This window comes from Flavobacterium sp. (assembly GCF_043778725.1).
Taxonomy (GTDB): domain Bacteria; phylum Bacteroidota; class Bacteroidia; order Flavobacteriales; family Flavobacteriaceae; genus Flavobacterium.
In genome coordinates, this window is record NZ_JAYWFT010000067.1 from 1 (window position 1) to 5603 (window position 5603).

Below are 5603 nucleotides of genomic sequence, written 5' to 3' on the forward strand. Positions count from 1 at the left end.
TGGGTTTTTATCCCAATCTTCTAGAAACCATTGGCTGTCAATGGTGATTAATGTTATGTTATCGGTAATTTTTTGGTCTTCAATGGCACAATTTTTTCTGGGCAAAAATGCTTTTTTATCTTTTAAATAATTTGTTACCAGTTTTGATTGTGCTTTCAATCCTTTAATACCGCTATACCAATCGTGATTTCCTGAAATAAAAATGGTGTTCCCTTTGTAGTCATCGGTAATTTTGAGTTGGTTTAAAAGTTTAGTTTCTGCCAAAGCATAATCGGGATTGTCTTTATCTGACGGCAAACCTTTAGGATAAATATTGTCTCCAAGAAATAGTAAAGTACTGTTAGTATTGGCTTGGTCTATTTTATTTTTTAAAATTGATAAAAGTGATTGTGGTTTAGGTTGATCGGCATTTCCGGCATCTCCAATTAAGAAGAAAGCATGATCAATTGCAGTTGTATCTGTTGAAATAGTGGAAGTAGTAGCTGCACTTTTTTTACCAAATTGAGGCTTGTGAGTAGCACAAGATTGAAGCAAAATAAATGAAAGACTTGTTAAAAAATAAATTTTATATTTCTTAAACAGTATAACCCAAAACATTTTCATAATTTAGTACTTTAAAAATTGTTTATGAACCTAATAGCACTTTCTGAAGATTTTGTAAAAAATTTCATCAAAGATAAACTTTCTAATTCATATAAATATCATAATCTAAACCACACTTTAACCGTAGTAAATGCTGTTAAAGAGTTGATGGATTCTGAACTTTTTGATGAAAAAGATAAGCAAGCATTACTGATAGCAGCTTGGTTTCACGACACAGGTTATATAGAAAGTCCTAAAAATCATGAAGATAAAAGTATTGAGATTGTAAAAAATTTTTTAACTAATCAAAATTGTAATTCAGAATTTATTACTCAAGTTGTAGCACTTATTGATGTGACAAAATTTAATCATGTACCGAAAAACAAATTGCAACAGGTTATAAAAGATGCCGATTATTTTCATTTTTCTACTAAAGAATATATAGAAACTAGCGAATTACTTCGAGAAGAGTGGAAGCTTACGTTGAATAAATCGTACACAGATTTAGAATGGTTGCAGACAAATTTAGACATGTTGACGAATTGCCATCATTTTTATTCTGAATATGCTTTAGCAAATTGGCAGCCAAAGAAAGAAAAAAACAGTGCTAGATTGGCTAAGAAAATTAAGAAAATGCAAGAAAATATGAAAGATGATATAAATAAAGTTACAAGAAAAAAAGAGAAAGAAGAACGTCCAGAAAAGAGTATTGATACCATGTTTAAAATTACCTTAACCAATCACATTAGGTTGAGCGAAATTGCCGACAGCAAAGCCAATATTCTACTTTCTGTAAATGCGATTATTATTTCTATTGCCTTGTCAACATTGATTCCTAAGCTCGACAGTCCGAGTAACGCTCATTTGATTTTTCCAACTTTTTTAATGGTGTTTTTTAGTGTAATTTCTATAATATTTGCTATTCTTTCTACTAAACCTAAAGTAACTTCTGGTAAATTTACGCGTCAAGATATTGAAGATAAAAAAGTAAATTTGCTCTTCTTTGGAAATTTTTTTAAAATGCCTTATGAGGAATTTGAATGGGCAATGAATGAAATGATAAAAGATAAAAACTACCTAAACAATTCTATGATTAAGGATTTGTATCACTTAGGATTGGTTTTAGAACGAAAATACCGATTGTTGCGTATTACCTATAATATTTTTATGGTAGGAATTATCGTTTCGGTTGTGGCGTTTGTTTTGGCGTTTAGAGCGGTTGGTGCTTAACTTTTAATTCCCAGTATTAACCACTTTCACACGAATTCCTTTTAATCCAGAAACACCTTGCAAATCTTCAATTTCAAATTGTTCAATATCGGCTTCGATGGTATTTTTAAATTGCAGGTATTTGATGTAATTTAAATATTCTGTTTCTTCTTGTTTGTGCGAATAAACAATGGTTATTTTTTCTTTTTCGGTGATACGTTCTGTCGTTCCTTTTATGTGGGCTTTATCGATTCGTTTTTTTACTACTTCGTATCTTGCATTGTAACTACCATCAACATCAAATCGTTTTTCGTCCATTCTAAATCGTATGGTAATTGGTGAACTAAATACTAAAATTAAGGACGTAACTTCTAGATTGTAAGGTAGTTCCTTTTTGAGCTTATGGTGTTCAAGTTCCATTTCGCATAGCGTTTGCAATTGCCACAAACGAAGATTGTTCAGGTACATTTTATCAAATTTCTTAGTTGGATCAATCGATGCTCCAATGTATAAATTGTGCTCTACACCATCGGTTTTAAAGCGTTCGTAGTAATGCGGAAAAATTTCTTGTGCTTCAATTTGCTTTTGGTCTAAAATTTCGGCTAATTTTTTATTGACAAGCGACAACGAATTATCAAATCTTTTGCGAGCATGATAAAACATTCCGGTTTTTTCATCTATTTTCTTGAAATAACTTTTCACCAACAATTCATCGTCTAGATTGTGCTCTGCATTTCTAATTATTGGATGAATTTCGGTTTCAATATAGTTCTGAATTTGTTGCTCGGTATCTGCTTTTAAAGGCAATTCTACTTCTGCAGCAAACGATTCTAATTCAAATTTTCGTTGTTCTAAAAGCACTAAATTGGAAGTAGCATTTAGGTTGTCAAGAATAGTTATCAACGTTGTTAATTGCTTTCTTAAATCTTCTTTAACCGTGTTGTTTCTGTGTTCAGATGAACCTTTTATATCCATTTCTCCAAACAGTGGAAAGACTTCTTTAAAGGAGATTTCTTTAAAATTATATTCTTTTTGATTGCTATATGTTTGAAGATATTTTTGCGATTCTTTGCGAAATTTCCAATAAACACTGGAGTGAATTGTAGTATATTCTTTTTGGATAATGGCTTCAATTTGATTTTCAAAATCAGAATTGTATCGTGTAATTGTATCGATAAAATAAGGAACAATTAAATCTAATTTATTGGCATTAACCGAGTTTAAAACATTGATTTCTGATGATGCTAGTTCAACAATTCCCATTAGTTTAGCATCGTTTACAATAGGGTAAAAAATGCAACTTTTAATGTTTTGTTTCAGTAAATGTGAGCCTAATGTTTTGTACTCATCGTGTGCTATAAAATGTTCCATATTTGAAATTGCAAACACTTTTTTATCTACGATTAAGCTTTTATAAAAGCATTTTACAAGTTCATTTTTACAAGTTATATCTTCGTTTTCGGCTAATATAAAACTTGGAATTTTTTTAGATTCAAATGGCGTATGAACTAACTTTTGATCTATTTCGTCAAAGATTGTAAATCCAATTTTTAAATCGGAAATTTTAAAAATGGAGCGAAATGTAGTTTCAAAATTCTTGTGTTCACCTTTTTCTCTATCTGATTTTAGCAAATCACTTTTCAGAATTGAAACGGCACTTTCAATGGTAGCATCAAATAATTGTACTATTCCAAAACCCTTAAAAATCCAACTTTCTTGCGGAAACTTTTCTTTCCAGAGCTTGATATCGTCGTAGTTGTTTCGCAATAAATCAAAGTCTTCTTCAGTCAGTAATTGGTTTTTGCTTGAAGGTAAAATTTCTAAAAAATCGCCATTGTACAAAATCCTGTAATGCTTAACAATTCCGTTAGCATCAGGAATATCATAAAATAATGGAATGTTCAAATCAAAATTTTGACCATAATAGACATTTAAAATCATGCAACAGCTCATGATGTAAAATTGGTCTTCATTGAAATCTCTAAAATTGGCGTCAAACGTGGTTCCGGCTTCCTTTAAAATCTTTTTAAATCGCTCGGTATAATTGAAAGTAAAATCTTGAAACGGAATGGTAACCGCTTTTATTTCGTTGTTAGTAAGTGCTGTCGGAAATAAATCTGACAATAAATAGCGTATTAATTCTTCATTTTTTTCAATCAAATTCAAATCTTCAATACCCGTTTTAAATTCGGGAATAGATTCTATTTTTTCAAGCAAAGCCTTTGCATAATTAGATCTGTAGTCAATATCTGATTTTGCAATTTCTTCTAAACTCTGAATTAGTTTGTGAAATGTAATTTGAATTTTAAACGGACTGTATTTGAACATAACAATCATTTTTAGATTGCACAAAAGTAATATTATTTGCTGTAATTTTTATTTAGGAGAAGTTTAAATTATTATTTTATCATTTCTCTTCACAAAACTATATTTGTTTTTATTTATTTGAAAATGAATCTAATTTTGTTTGTTTTTAAGCACAGTTGTTTATTACCTGCCGTTTTTTTTCTGATAATTTGTTTTTAATATTTCATCTAATGAAAGTTTACTTTCCTTAAAAAGTCGTGATTTATAATTAATTTTTAATTTATCTAATAGCCTAACTATATTGAAACCAGTTGCATAAAAATATCTTTTTCCTGGTGTAAACAACCACGGGTCTTTTTCCATTTTATAATTTTTAAAAACTTTGTATGAATTATATGCTGAATCTGCGCTCACAAGTTTAATATCAGGCTTTTTAGTTGCATATTCTACTTGTAAATTGTATTCAATATACCTTGCAGTCCCTTCCATAGTTTCATAAATCTTTTCGTATTTTTCTATTTCTAAATTTAGTTTTGATTTAGTTTCTAATCTTCTTTCTTCTCTTAAAGTAAAAAAATTTGTAATATAATTTTCTGTTTCAGATTTATTATTTGACTGAATTGCTTTTAATAAAAAATCATTTTCATTTTTGATTTTCTCTTGAAACCAAATATTGTTTTTAAATATATTTGATAGACTGTCCTCACTTACTTCACTTAATTTTAATACTTCATTAATATATTTCTTGTGGATAAATTGAAAACCGTGAAAATATTCGTGTATAATCATAGTCGCCCAATATTCAGTTGATGTTGATTGAGGAAATTTCTTTGATGTAATTTCAAAACTGCTACAATACATAATTGGTGACGGTCTAACAATTTTATCTATACTTTCGTCTATGCCAAAACTTGTTTCCATATGAAATGGATTTTTATCAAATCGTTTTATCGTTTTATAAATTTTTATATTTTTATTTTTAAAAACAAGTATTGGTTTGTAGTAATTGATAAAATCTTCTTCCGGATTTGCTATATATGATTCTGTTTCTGTGAAGTAAATTAATGCTACATCATATTTTTTTTCATCGAAACCCTTCCAATATCTTTTTGCAAGAATAGGTTTTAAATTAAAAATATAGTCTATTCTATCAAAAATGATTTCTTCATTATTTTGTGAATTAACTTTCCCACAAAAAAGAATAATTGACATTATTAAAATTATTTTAATGTTCATTTTATTGAAGGTTTTTGTTAAAAATGGAGGGTAACAGACGTGTGCTTTTCGCATGACAAGTCTTGTATAAAGCACAAGATGTACAAAGTGAATGGGTGCATTTTGCAAATCTCTTAAACATACACACGTTTATCATTTATACATTTGTAAACAACTAAATTAGTATCATTCAAATATAAAAAAAAACACAATAAGTTGTGGCTAAATCTTAATACTAATTGTAAGACTATAGTTGTTGTTCCTAATTAAAAATTGTGAAAAGGAATCTA

4 protein-coding genes are annotated in these 5603 nt (G+C 28.9%); 1 reads left to right on the forward strand and 3 read right to left on the reverse strand.

What is annotated here, in order from left to right:
- A partial coding sequence (locus ACH2CG_RS05680) for a metallophosphoesterase (RefSeq protein ID WP_395063077.1) occupies nt 1–603 on the reverse strand: 603 nt, incomplete at its 3' end.
- Between the two features lie 24 nt (nt 604–627).
- Between ACH2CG_RS05680 and ACH2CG_RS05685 the strand changes: the two genes are divergently transcribed.
- Nucleotides 628–1812 (forward strand): Pycsar system effector family protein, encoded by a 1185-nt coding sequence (locus ACH2CG_RS05685; protein ID WP_395063079.1) that lies wholly within the window; start codon nt 628–630, stop codon nt 1810–1812.
- A gap of 3 nt (nt 1813–1815) precedes the next feature.
- Here the strand turns inward: ACH2CG_RS05685 and ACH2CG_RS05690 are convergent, their stop codons facing one another.
- Together ACH2CG_RS05690 and ACH2CG_RS05695 are read right to left on the reverse strand one after the other, a co-directional pair.
- Complete coding sequence (locus ACH2CG_RS05690) at nt 1816–4128, reverse strand: GAF domain-containing protein (protein ID WP_395063081.1); 2313 nt, start codon at nt 4126–4128, stop codon at nt 1816–1818.
- 153 nt (nt 4129–4281) lie between these two features.
- A complete protein-coding gene (locus tag ACH2CG_RS05695; RefSeq protein ID WP_395063083.1) occupies nt 4282–5334 on the reverse strand; it encodes a hypothetical protein in 1053 nt (350 codons plus the stop codon).
- Between the last annotated feature and the right edge of the window lie 269 nt (nt 5335–5603).

Excerpts from the sequence above, each read along its gene's own strand:
- ACH2CG_RS05690 (WP_395063081.1), bottom strand. The coding sequence starts at position 4,128 with ATGATTGTTATGTTCAAATACAGTCCGTTTAAAATTCAAATTACATTT.
- ACH2CG_RS05695 (WP_395063083.1), bottom strand. The coding sequence starts at position 5,334 with ATGAACATTAAAATAATTTTAATAATGTCAATTATTCTTTTTTGTGGG.
- ACH2CG_RS05685 (WP_395063079.1), top strand. The coding sequence starts at position 628 with ATGAACCTAATAGCACTTTCTGAAGATTTTGTAAAAAATTTCATCAAA.